Annotated in this window: 13 protein-coding genes, 1 tRNA gene and 1 riboswitch; of the genes, 9 read left to right on the forward strand and 5 right to left on the reverse strand. The window is 46.3% G+C overall.

What is annotated here, in order from left to right:
* The first annotated feature begins 17 nt into the window (after nt 1-17).
* The 8 genes from FBY58_RS04720 (at nt 18) to FBY58_RS04755 (ending at nt 8,349) form a co-directional block, all read left to right on the forward strand.
* On the forward strand, nt 18-1,343 hold the full coding sequence (locus FBY58_RS04720; protein ID WP_141919722.1) for an NCS2 family permease: 1,326 nt from the start codon (nt 18-20) through the stop codon (nt 1,341-1,343).
* A gap of 4 nt (nt 1,344-1,347) precedes the next feature.
* Entirely contained in the window at nt 1,348-2,436 is a 1,089-nt protein-coding gene (locus tag FBY58_RS04725; RefSeq protein ID WP_260432111.1) for a purine nucleoside permease, read from the forward strand.
* A 36-nt stretch (nt 2,437-2,472) separates the two neighbouring features.
* On the forward strand, nt 2,473-3,486 hold the full coding sequence (locus tag FBY58_RS04730; protein ID WP_141919723.1) for an adenosine deaminase: 1,014 nt from the start codon (nt 2,473-2,475) through the stop codon (nt 3,484-3,486).
* Between the two features lie 89 nt (nt 3,487-3,575).
* Nucleotides 3,576-4,730, forward strand: a complete 1,155-nt coding sequence (hpnI, locus tag FBY58_RS04735; protein ID WP_141919724.1) for a bacteriohopanetetrol glucosamine biosynthesis glycosyltransferase HpnI — start codon at nt 3,576-3,578, stop codon at nt 4,728-4,730.
* Nucleotides 4,731-4,744: 14 nt separating this feature from the next.
* Nucleotides 4,745-6,175 (forward strand): hopanoid biosynthesis associated radical SAM protein HpnJ, encoded by a 1,431-nt coding sequence (gene hpnJ, locus FBY58_RS04740; protein ID WP_141919725.1) that lies wholly within the window; start codon nt 4,745-4,747, stop codon nt 6,173-6,175.
* Between the two features lie 15 nt (nt 6,176-6,190).
* Entirely contained in the window at nt 6,191-7,036 is an 846-nt protein-coding gene (gene hpnK, locus FBY58_RS04745) for a hopanoid biosynthesis-associated protein HpnK (protein WP_141919726.1), read from the forward strand.
* Nucleotides 7,037-7,230: 194 nt separating this feature from the next.
* Nucleotides 7,231-8,220 carry an HpnL family protein gene (locus tag FBY58_RS04750; RefSeq protein ID WP_141919727.1) on the forward strand — a complete coding sequence of 330 codons (990 nt, stop codon included), beginning with the start codon at nt 7,231-7,233 and terminating at the stop codon, nt 8,218-8,220.
* A gap of 55 nt (nt 8,221-8,275) precedes the next feature.
* Nucleotides 8,276-8,349 (forward strand) — tRNA-Gly (locus FBY58_RS04755).
* 69 nt (nt 8,350-8,418) lie between these two features.
* On the opposite strand, the gene FBY58_RS04760 is transcribed toward FBY58_RS04755, so the two are convergent.
* Complete coding sequence (locus tag FBY58_RS04760) at nt 8,419-9,441, reverse strand: aldo/keto reductase (RefSeq protein ID WP_141919728.1); 1,023 nt, start codon at nt 9,439-9,441, stop codon at nt 8,419-8,421.
* Nucleotides 9,442-9,583: 142 nt separating this feature from the next.
* Nucleotides 9,584-10,342 carry an ABC transporter substrate-binding protein gene (locus FBY58_RS04765; RefSeq protein ID WP_260432112.1) on the reverse strand — a complete coding sequence of 253 codons (759 nt, stop codon included), beginning with the start codon at nt 10,340-10,342 and terminating at the stop codon, nt 9,584-9,586.
* Between the two features lie 180 nt (nt 10,343-10,522).
* Nucleotides 10,523-10,703, forward strand: a riboswitch (cobalamin riboswitch).
* A 120-nt stretch (nt 10,704-10,823) separates the two neighbouring features.
* On the opposite strand from FBY58_RS04765, the gene FBY58_RS04770 reads away from it, so the two are divergent.
* Nucleotides 10,824-12,920, forward strand: a complete 2,097-nt coding sequence (locus FBY58_RS04770) for a TonB-dependent siderophore receptor (RefSeq protein WP_141919730.1) — start codon at nt 10,824-10,826, stop codon at nt 12,918-12,920.
* A 70-nt stretch (nt 12,921-12,990) separates the two neighbouring features.
* Here the strand turns inward: FBY58_RS04770 and dnaN are convergent, their stop codons facing one another.
* The 3 genes from dnaN to FBY58_RS04785 form a co-directional block, all read right to left on the reverse strand.
* Nucleotides 12,991-14,103, reverse strand: coding sequence for a DNA polymerase III subunit beta (gene dnaN, locus FBY58_RS04775; RefSeq protein WP_141919731.1), 1,113 nt, complete (start codon nt 14,101-14,103; stop codon nt 12,991-12,993).
* 84 nt (nt 14,104-14,187) lie between these two features.
* A complete protein-coding gene (locus FBY58_RS04780) occupies nt 14,188-15,753 on the reverse strand; it encodes an ABC transporter ATP-binding protein (protein WP_141919732.1) in 1,566 nt (521 codons plus the stop codon).
* Complete coding sequence (locus tag FBY58_RS04785; protein ID WP_141919733.1) at nt 15,750-16,568, reverse strand: ABC transporter permease; 819 nt, start codon at nt 16,566-16,568, stop codon at nt 15,750-15,752. The genes FBY58_RS04780 and FBY58_RS04785 overlap by 4 nt, the downstream gene beginning before the upstream one ends.
* Nucleotide 16,569 lies beyond the last annotated feature (1 nt).

The following is a 16,569-nucleotide window of genomic DNA, read 5'->3' on the forward strand; positions in this document are numbered from 1 at the left end:
CGGAAATGGGGGATATCATGCAACAATGGCTTGACCACTATTTCAGGCTAACAGAACGCGGGACAACAATTCGCACCGAAGTCATGGCGGGTCTGACGACCTTTTTAACCATGGCTTATATTATTGTGGTCAATCCGACCCTGCTGGCACAAGCCGGTATGCCTTATGCAGCGGTTGCTGCTGCGACCTGTTTTGCGGCTGGATTTGCTAGCTTACTTATGGGGTTTTACGCCAATACACCGTTGGCTTTGGCACCGGGGCTTGGGCTTAATGCCTATTTCGCCTTTACGGTTGTTGGACAGATGGGCATCCCATGGCAGCAGGCTTTGGGATGTGTTTTCTTATCGGGTGCAATTTTCTTGCTTCTGACTTTTGCCGGTATCCGGCAAATGATCATTAAAGCAATACCCCATTCTTTATTTGCAGCGACGGCGGGCGGCATTGGTTTTTTTATCGCCTTTATCGGCTTAAGAAATGCCGGAATTATCGAAGCTAATACTTCGACATTGGTGACGTTAGGCTCTCTTGGCAGCAGCCAGACTTTATTTGCGATAACGGGACTTATTCTGACCGCGGCTTTAATGGCATATCGGGTTCGCGGTGCTATCCTGATCGGCATTTTGGCTGTTACGGTTTTGGGTCTTTTATCGGGTTTTGTTCATTTTTCAGCGAGTGATTATAGCCCTGCGATGCTCGGAAAAACGGCCTTTGCCCTTGATATTAAGGGGGCTTTGTTCCGTGGTCATAATTTCGGCTCTGCTATTATCGAGATCCTGTTTATCCTGTTATTCGTCGATTTGTTTGACAATATCGGCACCTTGGTTGCTGTAACAAAACGCGCCGGTTTAATGGATAAAGATGGTACTATCCCTAATTTGAACCGGATGCTTTTGACCGATGCGATCGCGACATTAGTCGGTGCCGTTTCCGGCACCTCGACAGTGACTTCTTATATTGAAAGTGCTGCAGGGGTGCAGGCTGGCGGTCGAAGTGGACTGACGGCCGTTGTTGTCGGGTTATTATTTTTGTGCATGTTGTGGGTTGCCCCTTATGCCCAAATTATTCCTATCGGTGCGACGGCACCGGCACTTATTCTGGTCGGGGCATTAATGATGGCGCCGTTAACCGAAATAGAATGGAATAATATAGAAGAAGCGCTACCTTGCTTTTTGACGCTGATCATTATTCCTTTGAGCTTTTCCATTGCCAATGGTCTGGCATTCGGAATGATTGCCTATACCGCGTTGAAAATAGCTAAAGGTAAAATCAAAAAGGACGATTGGCTTTTATGCCTGCTGGCCGCTTTGTTTATTGGTCGTTTCATTTATCTGGCGAGAGGGTAGCGGGATGATAAAGATACATCGGTATAAAAAAATAGCGGCAGTTTTGCTGGGTGCGAGTGCTTTATTTTTCAATTTTGGCACTCAAAATAGTCAACAAGCCATTGCTCATGAAATCCATTCAAAAATGCCTGTTAGGGTTGTGGTTCTGACCGCTTTTGAAATCGGTGAAGATCAGGGCGATAAAGCCGGTGAATTTCAGGCTTGGGCGAATATTTTACCTGAAAAAATAGCCTTTCCAGCCGCACCCAGAAATTTGCGTTATGATCCCAAAACCGGTGTATTAGCGATCAATACCGGCATGGGCACAGGGCAGGCGGCAACTTCGGTCATGGCTTTGGGACATGATGACCGTTTTGATTTATCTCATGCCTATTGGTTGGTAGCTGCGATCGCGGGTGTTAATCCAAATGCCACTAGCATTGGGTCGGCGGCTTGGATCGGTAATGTGGTCGATAGCGATTTCGGCTATATGCTGGATTCAAGAGAGATACCGTCCGATTGGCCAACCGGCTGGGTGCCGTGGGATAGAGAACGTCCTTACCAATCGCCCCGTCCTGACAATACTCATAATGTCTTTCTATTAAATAAAGGCTTGCAAAACTGGGCATATCAGCAGACCGCACAGATTAAATTAGCTGATAATCCTACCTTGCAGAAAATAAGATCAGGATATCCTGCTTACAAAGCGGCACTGCAACCACCTGAAATTGTCAAAGGCGATGAGGCAACAGGGCAGGTATTTTGGCATGGCGTTTTAGCCAACAGTCATATTGAAAAATGGGTATCCTATTGGACGGATGGCTCAGGACGCTTTGTTATGACGGGCATGGAAGATAGTGGTATTGCCAGAGCCATTTCTGTTTTAGCCAAAGAAGGGCGAGCTGATTCTAATCGGGTCATGATGCTGCGAACAGCGGCCAATTATACCATTCAGCCCGCAGGCGAAAATGCGGCAGCAAGCCTTGCCCATGAAGGCAGTGAGCTTTCTGGGATGCAGTCGGCTTTGGATGCCGCTTTTCTGGTCGGAAACAAGGTTGTTAGTGAGATATCGACTCATTGGAACCGTTATCGTGATCACATACCGGCATCTTGAGGGCTAAATATTTTTTATTAAATTTGAGTATGTTGAATGAATAATCTTATAAAATTTATAGAAGGTTTACCCAAGGCAGAATTGCATCTGCATATCGAGGGAAGCCTTGAACCGGAGCTGATGTTTGAATTGGCCAAGCGTAATAACATTACCTTGCCATTCAAAGACATTGAATCGGTTAAATCAGCTTACAAATTCAACAACTTGCAAGAATTTCTTGATATTTATTATCAAGGCGCCAATGTTCTTAGAACAGAAGAAGATTTTTGTGATCTCGCGATGGCTTATTTTTATCGGGCACATCGCGACAATGTTGTTCATACTGAAATCTTTTTCGATCCCCAGACCCATACAGATCGCGGCATTCCTTTTAATGTCGTGATGAATGGTTTGCTGGCCGGTATTGCCAAGGCTGAGTCCGAATTAGGGATGTCGGTTCAGCTGATTATGTGCTTTTTGCGCCATCTTGATGAAGAATCTGCTTTTGCGACTTTGCGGATGGCCGAGCCTTTCCTCGATAAAATTACTGGTGTCGGCTTGGATTCTTCCGAAGTGGGTAATCCACCTTCCAAATTCCGGCATGTTTTTGCGGAAGCCCGTAAAAAAGGTTTAAAACTGGTTGCCCATGCCGGTGAAGAGGGCGCTGCGTCTTATATCAAGGAAGCTTTGGATATTCTGGGTATTGACCGGATAGACCATGGCAACCGGATTACCGAAGACCATTTACTTCTGACCAAAGCGGCTCGTTCCGCCATGGCGTTGACGATGTGTCCGCTTTCTAATCAGAAATTACAGGTAGTTCCTGACCTTCGAAATCATCCTTTACCCTACCTGTTGCGCCATGGTCTGCGGGTCACTATAAACTCGGACGATCCGGCCTATTTTGGCGGTTATGTGAATGATAATTATAAAGCATTAGCCAAATATTGCGACCTCAAGGCCGATGATTTCATCGAGATTGCCAGAAACAGTTTTCTCGGGTCATTTCTTCCGGATCAAACAGTGTCGGCTTATCTGGATGTTCTGGATAAATATGTCGATTCTTTTTAAGACAGCGCGCTTTTTAAGACTGCACAATCAATTTTATAAAGAATAAAGGCCAGAAAGGCATAAGACCGGTTCATGATCAGGATTAAAAAATGATAACCATCCTGCATGTCCTTTTGATCATCATAGGTAGTCTGGCGCTACTTATGGCGCTAGCAGGTGTAGGTTATACCACTCTGGCCGCGATCGTTGTGCTGTGTTGGCAAAAGAAAGAGACCATTGCGAGAAAAGAATGGCCATCGGTTTCTTTGGTCAAACCTTTGCATGGCGATGAACCAGCCTTGGTCGAAAATCTTTCAAGCTTTCTGGAACAGGATTATCCGGCTGAATATGAGATGCTATGTGGCATCCAACATCCGGATGATCCCGCCGGTAAGATGGTTCGGGAAATGGCTTCAAAAAGCAACCAGACGGCTGTCCGTTTGATTGTTGATACCAAAAGCCACGGCACTAATGCCAAAATATCGAATTTAATCAATATTACGGCGCATATCGGCCATGATATTTTGATTATCAGCGATAGTGATATGAGCGTGCCTGATTGTTATATCCGTCAGGTTGTTCATGCTCTTGAAAAAGAGGATGTCGGGGCGGTTACCTGCCTTTATCATGGTCGAGGCGATAACGGTTTTTGGTCGCAGCTTTCGGCCTCAAATATTGATTATAATTTTTTGCCATCTGTTATGGTTGGTGTCGCCCTTCGGAAAGCAAATCCTTGTATGGGTTCAACGATTGCCATAAAGCGTGACACGTTAGAAGCGATTGGCGGATTTAGCAGCCTCGCCAATATTCTTGCAGATGATTATGTTTTGGGTGCAAAAGTCAGGGCTTTAGGATTAAAGGTTGAAGTAATACCGGTTATTTTAACGCATAGCTGCACAGAAACGAGTTTTTTATCGCTTGTTCGGCATGAATTGCGTTGGTCAGCGACAATTAGGGATATTGATCCGGTCGGCTTTTTTGGAAGTGCGGTCACTTATCCGGTGCCTTTGGCCTTTGTCGGGCTGATGCTGACAAATGAATGGCTAAGTTGGCCTGTTCTTTGCCTTGCTTTGGCTTCCCGTTGGTTATTGGGGTTGCGTATAAATAGGGTGACTGGAGTTTCACGTTGGGAAGCGTTATTACAGCTCCCTTTTCGTGATTTACTCTCTTTCGGAATATTTTTATCGACCTTCTTTATCTCTTCTGTTGATTGGCAGGGAATGGAACTTACGTTGCATTCTGACGGACGCATTTCGCGCAAATAGGAGTCCTTTTTATAATGATGCGTACGCTTTTTCTGCAGGCACCGTCTTTTGACGGTTTTGATGGTGGGGCAGGTTCCCGCTATCAGGCTCGCCGTGAAATCAAGAGCTTCTGGTATCCGACCTGGCTCGCACAGCCTGCAGCTCTTATTAAAGATTCAAAACTGATTGATGCTCCGCCGCATGGTACGAAGTTGCCGGAAGTTCTGGCGATCGCGCCCGATTATGATCTGGCGATTTTGCATACTTCGGTTCCAAGCTTTGCTTCCGATGTCAAAACGGCAGCAGCGCTGAAAAAAGTCAATCCGTCGATGAAAATTGGTTTTATCGGTGCAAAGGTTGCAGTCGAAGCTGATAAAAGTCTGAAAGATGCCAAGGGCATTGTGGACTTTGTTGCTCGCAATGAATTTGACTTTACGATCAAAGATGTTGCCGATGGCAAAGAATGGTCAGATATTCTCGGCTTGAGCTATATCGATGACAAAGGCGAAATCGTTCATAATGCCGATCGTCCTTTGCTTCAGAATATGGACGAGCTGCCTTTTGTTACCCCGATTTACAAGCGCGATCTTGAAATCGAAAAATACTTTATTGGCTATTTGAAGCATCCTTACATCTCGATCTATACTGGTCGTGGCTGTAAATCACATTGCAGCTTCTGCCTGTGGCCGCAGACGGTCGGTGGGCATAAATATAGAACCCGCAGCGTCGAGCATGTGATTGAAGAAATCAAATACGCACTGAAGACCTTCCCTCAGGTAAAAGAATTCTTCTTTGATGATGATACCTTTACCGATGATCGTCCTCGTGCCGAAGCCATCGCCCGCGAATTGGGTAAATTAGGGGTTACATGGTCATGTAATGCCAAAGCCAATGTGCCTTATGATACCCTGAAAATCCTTAAGGATAACGGGCTTCGTTTGTTATTGGTCGGCTATGAATCCGGTAACCAGCAGATCCTGCATAACATCAAAAAAGGGATGCGGGTCGAAACGGCCGAGAAATTTACCCGTGATTGTCATGATCTGGGTATTGCTATCCATGGCACTTTCATCCTTGGCTTGCCGGGCGAAACGCGCGAAACGATCGAACAGACCATCAAATGGGCATGTGAAATCAATCCGCATACCATTCAGGTTTCTTTGGCCGCGCCTTATCCGGGAACCCTGCTTTATAAACAGGCCATCGAAAATGGCTGGCTTGATCAGTCCCATGCTGAATTAGTAGATGACCATGGTGTCCAGATAGCACCTTTGAGCTATCCGCATTTAAGTCATGAAGAAATCTTCCGTTCAGTTGAGACTTTCTATAAGCGCTTTTACTTCCGCCCCGGAAAAGTCTTCTCAATTGTTAACGAAATGGTTCGTGACTTTGATATGATGAAACGCCGGTTGCGTGAAGGTGTTGAATTCTTCCAATTCCTGCGGGAACGGAAAGAAGCCTGTTAAAAACGGAGTAATGAAGTGAAAAAGCTGATCGTCACCGCTGATGATTTTGGGGCTGCTACCGTTGTTAATGAGGCAGTGGAAAAGGCGCATATCGATGGCGTGTTGACGGCGGCTAGTCTGATGGTGGGGGCTCCGGCTGTCCTTGATGCGGTCGAACGGGCAAGACGATTGCCCAATTTGGGGGTTGGTCTCCATTTGGTTCTGGTCGAAGGCCGTCCGGTTCTGCCACCTGATGAAATACCTGATCTGGTTGATCGTGATGGTATGTTCCGCCGCAATATGGTCAGAGCCGGAGTTGATATCTTTTTCCGCCCTGGTGTCCGGCGGCAATTGGTGCGTGAAATCAATGCCCAATTCAGTGCGTTTGCGGCAACCGGTCTTAAGCTGGATCATGTGAATGCCCATAAGCATTTTCATCTTCATCCGACGATTTCCAGCCTTATTCTGGCTATTGGTCGCCGTTATGGCTTAAAAGCGATGCGGGCGCCGGTTGAACCGATTAATGTTCTGGCCGAAGTTGAACCTGTTTCCCGCCATTTGCCCGATTATGTCGCAATGCCTTGGGCTTATGGTATTCGGAAGCGTTCAGTTCATGCTGGGCTTCTTGTCCCTGACCAGACTTTTGGTATCGCATGGACGGGACATATGAACCCCCATAGAATGTTAGGCTTGATCGAGCATTTGCCAGAAGGGCTTAGCGAAATTTATGTTCATCCAGCCGTGAGCGATGAATATGAAGGCCACGCCAAGGGATATGAATCCATTGAAGAATGGCATGCTTTGACGGATGAAGCCGTCAAAAAAGCTTTGAAAGAGCAGAAAATCGAGCTTGGTAATTTTTCGGATTTTCTCGGGAAATAACAGCTTCAAGCATCATTGATAAAAATTCAAAATAAAGGGCAGGTCTTTTACAAAGGTTAAAAGGCCTGCTTTTTTGTCAATGAAACTTGCGATTTTGGCCTCTCTATGGAATAGAGCCTTCTTTATAATCTCGGGTTTGTCCCACAAGCCGCTTAAAATCTTAAGCGGCTCTTTTAATAATAGTATGGCGACCAATGACCGGTAAAAATAAAGATAAACCATGGAGCCGTATTGTAATTCTGGCAGCAAGTCTGATCGGTTTCGTTCTGGCTCTTTATTTTATGCGCCGGATCGGTTTTCATAATATCTTTGCCTCGGTGGCGAGTATCGGGGTGGAAGGCTTTCTTCTTTTCTGTTTCTTTTCGGTTATTGTGTTGCTTCTTTTGGGAGCCGCATGGTTTTCGGTTACGCCCAATCAGCCTTTGAAAAAAATGCCTTTATTTGCATGGGGGCGGACAATCAGAGAAGCAGCTAGTGAAATTCTGCCTTTTTCACAAATTGGTGGTATTATCCTAGGCGCGAGAACCCTGACTGGAGCAGGTCTGCCTTTCCAATTGGTCTATGCGTCGATGATTGTTGATATGACAGCAGAAATGGCGTCGCAGCTTATTTTTACCCTGTTTGGGGTAGGAACGATTTCTCTTTACTATTTCGGTGGTGGAAAGGCGATGTCGATACAGCCTTTATCCTATGCTGGATTAGGGGTTATCGTCGCGATATTGCTCTTATTTATTCTTTTCCAGCGCCCTATTTTGAATGTTGCAGGCAGTTTGGCTGAAAAAATTGTCCCTGGTGCTGGTGATAACATTCGTGATGTCTCGAATAAAATGACCGAGATTTATCGTCAGCCGGTAAAACTTCTGGCTTCTTTTGTTTTTAATATGTTGGCTTGGGTTATTGGGGCTTCCAGTGCATGGGTCGCCTTAAAATTTATGGGCGTGCAGGTTTCTTTGACCGCCGTTTTGACGATCGAAAGCCTTATTTTTGCCCTTCGAAGTGCTGCCTTTATCGTGCCGGGAGCAATCGGCTTACAAGAGGGCGCTTATATTTTGATGGCACCACTTTTTGGTTTAACGGGGGCGGAAATGATCGCTTTATCCCTTCTGAAAAGAGCGCGTGATATTTCCATTGGTGTTCCGGCTTTGGTTCTTTGGCAAATCAATGAAAGCCGCCGATTACTTTAAAATCCCTCTTGCCTGTTTCAAAAGAAATAGGTAAGGAAGTGGCCTCTGGCATAAAGCGGGCGTAGCATAGTGGTAATGCACTAGCCTTCCAAGCTAGCTAGGAGGGTTCGATTCCCTTCGCCCGCTCCAGTTTTTTTATAGCAGACGCAAAAAAGCCGCCCTGTCTTGCGACAGTGACGGCTCCTTTTATATTCAGGCTTACTTATCGCGGGGCGGAGGTGCCATAAATTCTGCACCGACCGGATTGGGGATGTTTTTAGCCAGAATAGCATCGATCGTTTTCAGATCTTCGGCAGAAATCTGCCAACCGAAAACTTCATCAATACCATCAATCTGTTCCGGCTTGCGAGCGCCCCAAAGTGCCAAAGTAGGACCTTGTTCCAGCATCCAGCGAATAGCCAAAGCCAGCACAGACTTGTTGTAATGTTCTTTGGCGAGCGTTTTTAATTCTTCCACCGCAGCCAGATAATGTTCAAAGCGCGGCTTCTGGAATTTCGGGTCTGTTTTCCGTAAATCATCACCGGAAAAAGCACGATCAGCCGTCATCTTACCAGAAAGCAAACCACGGCAGAGTGCGCCATAGCCCAAAACGACCAGATCGTTTTTCTTGGCATAGGGCAGGATGTCTTTGTCTATTTCGCGTTCGAACAAGTTATAGGGTGATTGCGAAACAGCCAGTTCGGCATATTTCTTGAACTCATCCATCTGTTGAGCGGAATAGTTGGAGACACCGATTGACCGGATTTTACCTTCTTTTCTAAGGTCTTCCAGTGTCGATGCGGTTTCTTCGATCGAAACCAACGGGTCTGGCCAATGTACCTGATAAAGGTCGATATAATCGGTGCCAAGGCGGCGCAAGGAATCTTCGATTTCTTTTTTGATGCGGCTGGCTGAACTGTTACGGCGCATCGACTGATCTGGCGTCAAAGTCCAATCAAGGCCGACTTTGGTCGCAATAATAAGTTTATCGCGCTGTCCCTTGATAGCTTTACCGACGATTTCTTCGGCATGGCCACGGCCATAAGCAGGGGCGGTATCAATAATATTGATGCCGAGATCAATGGCGCGATGAATAGTCTTTACCGAGGCGTCATCATCCGTTCCGCCCCACATCCAGCCACCAATAGCCCATGTGCCGAGCGCAACACGCGTAGCTGGTTTATCAATACCGTTGATGGATATCTGGTCAAAATGAGTTGGTTTTTGCGTAGAAGTGTTCATCAGAAACTCTCCACATTTCTTATAAAATGCCCATGTCTTTAAAGGGCAATCAGGCTTTACGTTATTTCGGGATAAAAATCAGATATCTCTGAATTTTTTTCAATCGGCCTGTTTATCCGTTTTCAAAAACAGATTTGTTGAATTAACGCTGGGCGTTATCAATTGTTTCCAATTCTTTATCCAAAATTTTGATGGCTTCGGGATAATGAATACTGCCACAGAGCGTAAGCGGGGCAGGGATAAACAGCCGATGTGCCTCGGGGATGGCCTTTGTTAAAAAGGGATGCTGTAACATCAGGCTACCCATATCCTGCGAAGGATTAGCTTTTTGTCCCATAATTAAAAAATCGGGACGATATGTAACGATTTCTTCGAGAGAAAGACGCGATAAAGCGCCTTTATTGAGGCGTGTTGCTAGATTTTTTAAACCTGCTCTTGTCATCATATCATCAACCAGACTGCCTGTGCCACTCAGATAACCTTGGCGCTGGTAATAAGCAGCGGATCGCCCCTGTCCGGCAGGTGCCGGTAAATGCGCAAGTGCCGCCTGCATTTCCCTGATTTTTTTTTCGCCCCTTTCTGGATAACCAACGGCCAAAGCGACAACCCGAATCTGGGCGATGATATCATCTACGCTGTTGGCCAAGGGGAGGTCGATAATCTTGACCTTACGATCTCTCAGCAAAGGCAAATATTCAGCATGGCTATAGCTGCTGGTGATAACGAGATCAGGATGAAGGCGCAGCAACTCTTCAGCGCTGCCATAAGCAAAGGGGAGCGATTGCGCTTCTTTGGCGATTAAAGACATATCGGGATCGCGGGCATAGCGCGTTAAAGCGGTGATCTGGGAATGATCGGCCAAGGCTACCAATAGCTCGTCTGCGCATAAATTGAGCGACACAACACGAGAGGGGCGTTTTAAATTTTCGCTTCGCAGCGGCGATAAAAAGAGGCCAAAAAAGAGAAAAAGCCATGCCAGCCTATGCAAAGGACGGCGTATAGTGTCCCTATTTCCTCGGTCAAAAGAAGAAAATAACGATTCCAACAAGATTGATTGACCTCTCTCGTCCTTTCCGACTACGGGGGTTCTTTTGCATAGGGTTCCCTTCCAAGGAAGGGAAAAGGGAATAAGGTGTAAGGCCTTTGCTGCCCCTGCAACTGTAAACAGTCGAAACGCCGAAAGCCACTGGATAATGCAATCTGGGAAGGCGGCCATTTCTATGCTGTGAGCCAGGAGACCGACCCTATGTAATCGTTCCACGATCGGACAGGGGATTCTGATCGAACGAGGTAATTTCTTCCTCGCACGGGCGATAAATTGTGACCTTCAGGCCATATTGGTCTGTGGGGGTGTCTGGCTGTGACTAATAGAGGGGGGATCAATGGCTCGATTATTTCTTTTATCGACTTTAGCTTTAACAACGACGAGTTTAGCGGCATTTCAGCCTGTTTTGGCAAAAGAAAATGACCATCATCATGATGCAGGCAAAATAAACCATAAAAACGACAAAAAGCTTTCTGGAAAACAAAATTCCGAAAAAGCACAGGATAAGACGCAAAATATCAACGCCTCTGATCCGGATGCCGACGCTTTGGCGATTGCCAGCAGCAACCAACCTTCTTTGGTGGTGACTGCGTCCAGAACACCAGAAAAAGCCGATCAGGTTTCTTCCCAAGTAACGGTCTTGGATAAAGCCGCCATTGATCACAGTCAGGGTATGGCAATTTCCGATATTTTGGTCAGAACACCGGGTGTAACGGTCGCTAGAAATGGTGGCTATGGAACGGCAACTTCTGTCTTTATCCGTGGTGCGGAATCTGGTCAGACGATGATGGTTATTGATGGGGTCAGAATGACCGATGCCTCATCAACCAATAATGGCTATGATTTCGGGACTTTGATGACGGGGGATACTTCACGTATTGAAGTTTTGCGTGGTTCCCAGTCTATTTTATGGGGCAGTCAGGCAATCGGTGGTGTGGTCAATATCGTGACCGCGATGCCGACAAAGCCTTTAGGGGGCAGTGTTGACCTCGAAATGGGTTCACATAGCACCATCAATGCCCGTGCCGCTATCGGGGGCAAAACTGACCGGATTACATGGCGTTTGGCGGGTAATAATTTTTATACTAAAGGTATTTCCACAATCAGCCCGCGTTATGGCGGCCATGAACAGGATGGTTATCATAACCGTTCCGCCACGGGTCGAGTCAATATTAAGCTTATTGATGAAGTGTCGGTCGATTTGAGAGGTTATTACTCTAAGGCGATGACCGATCTTGATAGCAGCTATGGCACGCCAGACACCTCTGATTATGAAAATAAAGAGCAATGGATGGGCTATGCCGGTTTGAATGTTGCGTTATTCGATAATCGGTTACGGAATCGTTTTGGCTACAGTTATACCCAGACCAAAAGAAACGATATCAGCCCGTCTTTCGAACCGTATAATACCGATACTTTCTTAGGGAATGGTCATACCAGACGTTTTGAATATCAGGGCAGCTTGGCCTTGGTCAAAAACTGGGATCTCGTTTTCGGTTATGAAAATGAGCGGAGCGGTATGAAAAGTTCTTCGCCTGCCTATGGTGGTTCCGATACCCGTGGAAGAATTGATATCAACAGCGTTTATGGACAGATAAAAGGGAAGATTATCAAAGGCTTCTCGGTCGATGGTGGTGTCCGTTATGACCATCATTCGAAATTCGGCGGCAATGTTCTATTCTCTGGCGGTGGTGTTTGGGCGTTTAATAACGATAATACCGTCTTTCGGGCGCATTATGGGGAAGGGTTCAATGCCCCTTCGCTTTATCAAATCTATAGTGAATACGGTAACCAGAATCTGAAACCGGAAAAATCACATGGTTGGGATGCCGGTTTCCAGCAGCGTTTTTTTGATAAGCATTTGACGATTGGTGCGGATTATTTCCAGAGAACGTCCACTAACCTGATCGCTTATCTGAGCTGCCCTTATTCCGGCGAGTTACCTGCCATTTGTTATGTGCCGAATACCAACACGCCCCGCTATGGTTATTATGACAATATCAACCGCAGCACGGCACACGGCGTTGAAGTCAATGCCAGCCTTGATATCAAACGCGTTTCTTTGAATGGTAACTACACTTGGACTTCGGTTAAAGACCGTTCGGATGGTGTGGATTATGGCTATCAATTACCCAGACGGCCTAAAAACACCGCCAATGGATCGGCTGATTATCATTGGAAATTCGGTCTTGTGACCGGTATTGCTGTCCGTTGGGCATCGAAATCATGGGATACGGTGCATAGCGAATACAGCATGAATCCGCATATGAATCGGGGTTATACCCTTTATGATTTGCGACTGGAAATGCCGGTTTCAAAACATCTGACCGTATTTGGCCGCGTCGAAAATCTGACCGACAAATATTATGAAACCGCCTATCGTTATGGCACTTTAGGTCGGACATTTTACGGCGGCATTCGCGCCCGCCTGTAATAACCAAAGAATAAATAAAAAAGCCGCCCGTTTTGGGGCGGCTTTTTTTAAATCTGATGAAAAGTTCAAATCAGACGCGCATCGGCATCAAAACATAAAGAGCTGCCGACTGATCGGAATCTCGTATCAGGGTTGGGGCAGCCGATTCAGCCAGATGAATTTCGGCGACATCATTTTCAATCTGTCCAAGAATATCCAGCAAATAGCGGGCATTAAAGCCGATATCCAAATGATCGGCATCATATTCACCGGGAACTTCTTCGGTGGCCATACCATTTTCAGGGCTGGTTACGGAAAGAGAGATTTTACCCGGTTCAATCGTCATTTTAACCGCACGGGTTTTTTCGCTGGCGATGGTTGCCACACGATCAACACCCTGCATCAAAGCCTTGGGATTGACCTTTAATAATTTGTCGTTAGCGGTCGGGATAACCCGCGTATAATCGGGGAAGGTGCCATCAATAAGCTTTGAAGTCAGAATGGCATGTCCCAGATCAAAGCATATCTTGCTGGCAGAAAGAGAAATTTTAATTTCTTCTTCGCATTCATCCAACAATTTTCGCAATTCGACGACGCATTTACGCGGGATGATCACATCCGGCATATCTTCGGCACCGGCAGGGCAAGAAACGGTAACGCAAGCGAGACGGTGACCGTCCGTTGCGGCTGCCTTCATAACACCTTCACCGTTTTTCAACACATGAAGGAAAATACCATTCAGATAATAACGCGTTTCATCGACAGAGATGGCAAAACGGGTTTTATCAATAATTTGTTTCAGGCTTTCCGTTGGTAAAGCGAAATGGGTAGGTAATTCGCTTTCATTGATAACCGGAAAATCATCACGGGGCAGGGTGGACAAACTGAAACGCGAACGACCAGCAACAATCAGCATTTTGCCATCGGCGGCACTCAACTGGATCTGTGAGCCATCAGGCAGTTTACGCACAATTTCAAACAGCATATGTGCTGACACTGTCGTTTCACCGGGGGTGTCGACTTCGGCGGACAGCGTTTCTACGACCTGCAAATCGAGATCGGTAGCCATCAGCTTTACACAACCATTGGAGGCAGCTTCAATCAGAACATTCGATAAAATCGGAATAGTGTTGCGCCGCTCGACTACCGATTGAACATGGCTAAGACTTTTCAATAAAGTCGCGCGTTCGATCGTTGCTTTCATAACTGTTTGGTCATCCCTGATTTAAAAAGGCGGAGGTCGGTTATAATCGATAGTTTTTTAAAAAGCCTTAACTCTTTTTAGGCCTTAGAGATTATAATTTTCCTGCCATATTTTGATCAGCCTTTGCGTATAATCATGCTTTGGCTTGGTGAAAATAGATTTGGTGCTTTCGTTTTCTATAACACGCCCCTTATAGAGAATCACCATTCGGGTTGCAAAAAAACGGGCAAAAGTAAGATCATGCGTTACCAATAAACAGGCCAGATTCTCTTGTTCAGACAGAGCTATCAGACTTTTTCCGATTTCCACCCGATTGCGACTATCCAAAGCCGAAAAGGCTTCGTCCAATAACAATAGTTCGGGTTCATTGACGAGGGCGCGGGCGATCGCCACCCGTTGACATTGTCCACCAGACAGGGTTGCCGGATAGCGTTTTGTGATATCGGACGGCAAAGCCGCCTTTTCAAGGGCGCTTTGAAGCATATTAAAGCGCATTTCCGGCGATAAAGTGGTTTTCTTTTGGTAAAGATTCAGTGGTTCTGTAACCGTTTTTTCTACTGTCCAAGTCGGATCAAGGCTGCTGGTCGGATCTTGGAAAACCATCTGCATTTTTTGGTAAAGGGCAAGACGATCTTGTTTTTTTTCAAAAGAAATAGCCTGATCTTGCCATAGAATTTCGCCTGAAGACGCTGGTAAAAGGCCAGATATCAATTTGAGTAAAGTCGACTTTCCGGCTCCAGACTCTCCGATAATAGCAACTTTTTCTCCGGCTTTTATCTGGAGGTTGATATCACCCAACAGATTATTGTCTTTCTCCTGATAAGACAGATTGCGAAGGGTTAATAACGGTGCAGATATCGGCCTATGGTCAGCAGTTTCTGTTTCAGAATAAGGAGCAGCATTCAGCTGGTGATAGGATTGGATGATGTCTTGGCTATAGCAATCTTGTGGATTTGACCACCAGCGCTGGCTCGCCATTTTTGAAACAAGCTCGCCATCTTTTAAAACCACGATACGTTCCGCCATATGAACGGCCAAGGCTGGATTATGGCTGATGAGTAAAATGGCGGTTTCACGATTTTCGGTTGCCCGTTTGAAGATCGCCATAATCTGGGCTTCAGTGAGCATGTCGAGGGCAGAGCTTGGCTCATCTGCAATCAATAAGCTGGGCTTTGACGCGAGAGCGACTGCAATGGCTGCCCGTTGTCGTTGTCCGCCAGAAAGTTGATGCGGATAACGTTTCGCCATATCCGGTGTCAGCCCGACCTGCCGCAAGGCTTCTGCAACACGGGAAGCTGTCTGATCAGACTTGTCTTTAATGCTTTCCTGAAGGTGGTTGCCAATACTTTTCATTGGATCAAGAAAACGCAAAGAATCCTGTCCGATAAAGGCAATTTTTTGACCGCGCCAGTCATTCATCTGCTTTTCGGAAAGCTGCATTAAATCGGTTTTTCCAATACGAAGCGCACCGGATAAAGTAAGATTTTCTGGTAACAGTCGTAAAATGCTGCGGGCAAGGGTAGATTTCCCAGAACCGGATTCCCCGATTATTCCGACGATTTCACCGCGTCCGATGCGAAAGCCGATATCCTTTAACAAAAAGCGATCTTTTGCTTTAACGGACAGATGTTCGATGGCCAAAAATGTCATAATCTATTTTGTGCCTGATAACGGATAAGACCTTCGCCAATCATCTGGCAGGAAGATATAATCCAAAAAAGCATAATCCCCGGCCATATAGCGAGCCATGGCGCAATATTCAGCAGATTTTGGGCTTCTAGCAACATGCGACCCAAAGACGGAACGGGAGGCTGAATGCCGATGCCGATATAGGAAAGCGCCGCTTCCGCGATAAAGGCAAAGCCACATTGACTGCTGGCCTGTGTTAGTAACGGCACCGTGATATTGGGGAAAATATGTTGAAAGGCGATAGCAATGCGTCCTTTGCCCGATAATTGGGCGGCGGCGATAAAATCAAAAGAGGCAATACTTGTGCCATGATTGCAAGCCACACGGGCAAAAACCGGAATGGCATAAACGGCAATAGCCAGCATAACATTTTGCCCACCGGAACCACATAGTAATTGCAAGAGTAAGGCCGCAATCAAGGCCGGAAAGGCAAAAAGGATATCACTGGCCTGCATCAGCATTTCACCTAATCCGTCACGACGGACGGCGGCAATCAGCCCGATAGGGACGCCGATTATAAAGCCTAACCCCACCGCAGGAAAAACAATTAGGCTGGAACAAGCAGCAGCAATGACCACTTCTTTTAAAACATCGCGACCAAAAGCATCTGTGCCAAAAAAATGATGCCATGAAGGCGCCTGTAAACGCTCGGCCAAGGTAATGGGTGGAACAAGGCCATAAAGAAGGTAGCCGCCTATCGATACCGATAAAAACAGAATAAGGCCAAGTAGACCCAAGCGCAGCAAGATAGGCAAAGAGCGGAAATTGGATATCATT

Origin of the sequence: Zymomonas mobilis (assembly GCF_006715975.1) — a bacterium.
GTDB lineage: Bacteria > Pseudomonadota > Alphaproteobacteria > Sphingomonadales > Sphingomonadaceae > Zymomonas > Zymomonas mobilis_B.

What these genes read in the sequence shown, in the direction of transcription:
- hpnI (WP_141919724.1), top strand. Translation starts at nt 3,576, where the DNA reads ATGATAACCATCCTGCATGTCCTTTTGATCATCATAGGTAGTCTGGCG.
- FBY58_RS04760 (WP_141919728.1), bottom strand. Translation starts at nt 9,441, where the DNA reads ATGAACACTTCTACGCAAAAACCAACTCATTTTGACCAGATATCCATC.
- FBY58_RS04785 (WP_141919733.1), bottom strand. Translation starts at nt 16,568, where the DNA reads ATGATATCCAATTTCCGCTCTTTGCCTATCTTGCTGCGCTTGGGTCTA.
- dnaN (WP_141919731.1), bottom strand. Translation starts at nt 14,103, where the DNA reads ATGAAAGCAACGATCGAACGCGCGACTTTATTGAAAAGTCTTAGCCAT.
- FBY58_RS04770 (WP_141919730.1), top strand. Translation starts at nt 10,824, where the DNA reads ATGGCTCGATTATTTCTTTTATCGACTTTAGCTTTAACAACGACGAGT.
- FBY58_RS04725 (WP_260432111.1), top strand. Translation starts at nt 1,348, where the DNA reads ATGATAAAGATACATCGGTATAAAAAAATAGCGGCAGTTTTGCTGGGT.
- FBY58_RS04730 (WP_141919723.1), top strand. Translation starts at nt 2,473, where the DNA reads ATGAATAATCTTATAAAATTTATAGAAGGTTTACCCAAGGCAGAATTG.
- FBY58_RS04750 (WP_141919727.1), top strand. Translation starts at nt 7,231, where the DNA reads ATGACCGGTAAAAATAAAGATAAACCATGGAGCCGTATTGTAATTCTG.
- FBY58_RS04720 (WP_141919722.1), top strand. Translation starts at nt 18, where the DNA reads ATGCAACAATGGCTTGACCACTATTTCAGGCTAACAGAACGCGGGACA.
- hpnJ (WP_141919725.1), top strand. Translation starts at nt 4,745, where the DNA reads ATGATGCGTACGCTTTTTCTGCAGGCACCGTCTTTTGACGGTTTTGAT.
- FBY58_RS04780 (WP_141919732.1), bottom strand. Translation starts at nt 15,753, where the DNA reads ATGACATTTTTGGCCATCGAACATCTGTCCGTTAAAGCAAAAGATCGC.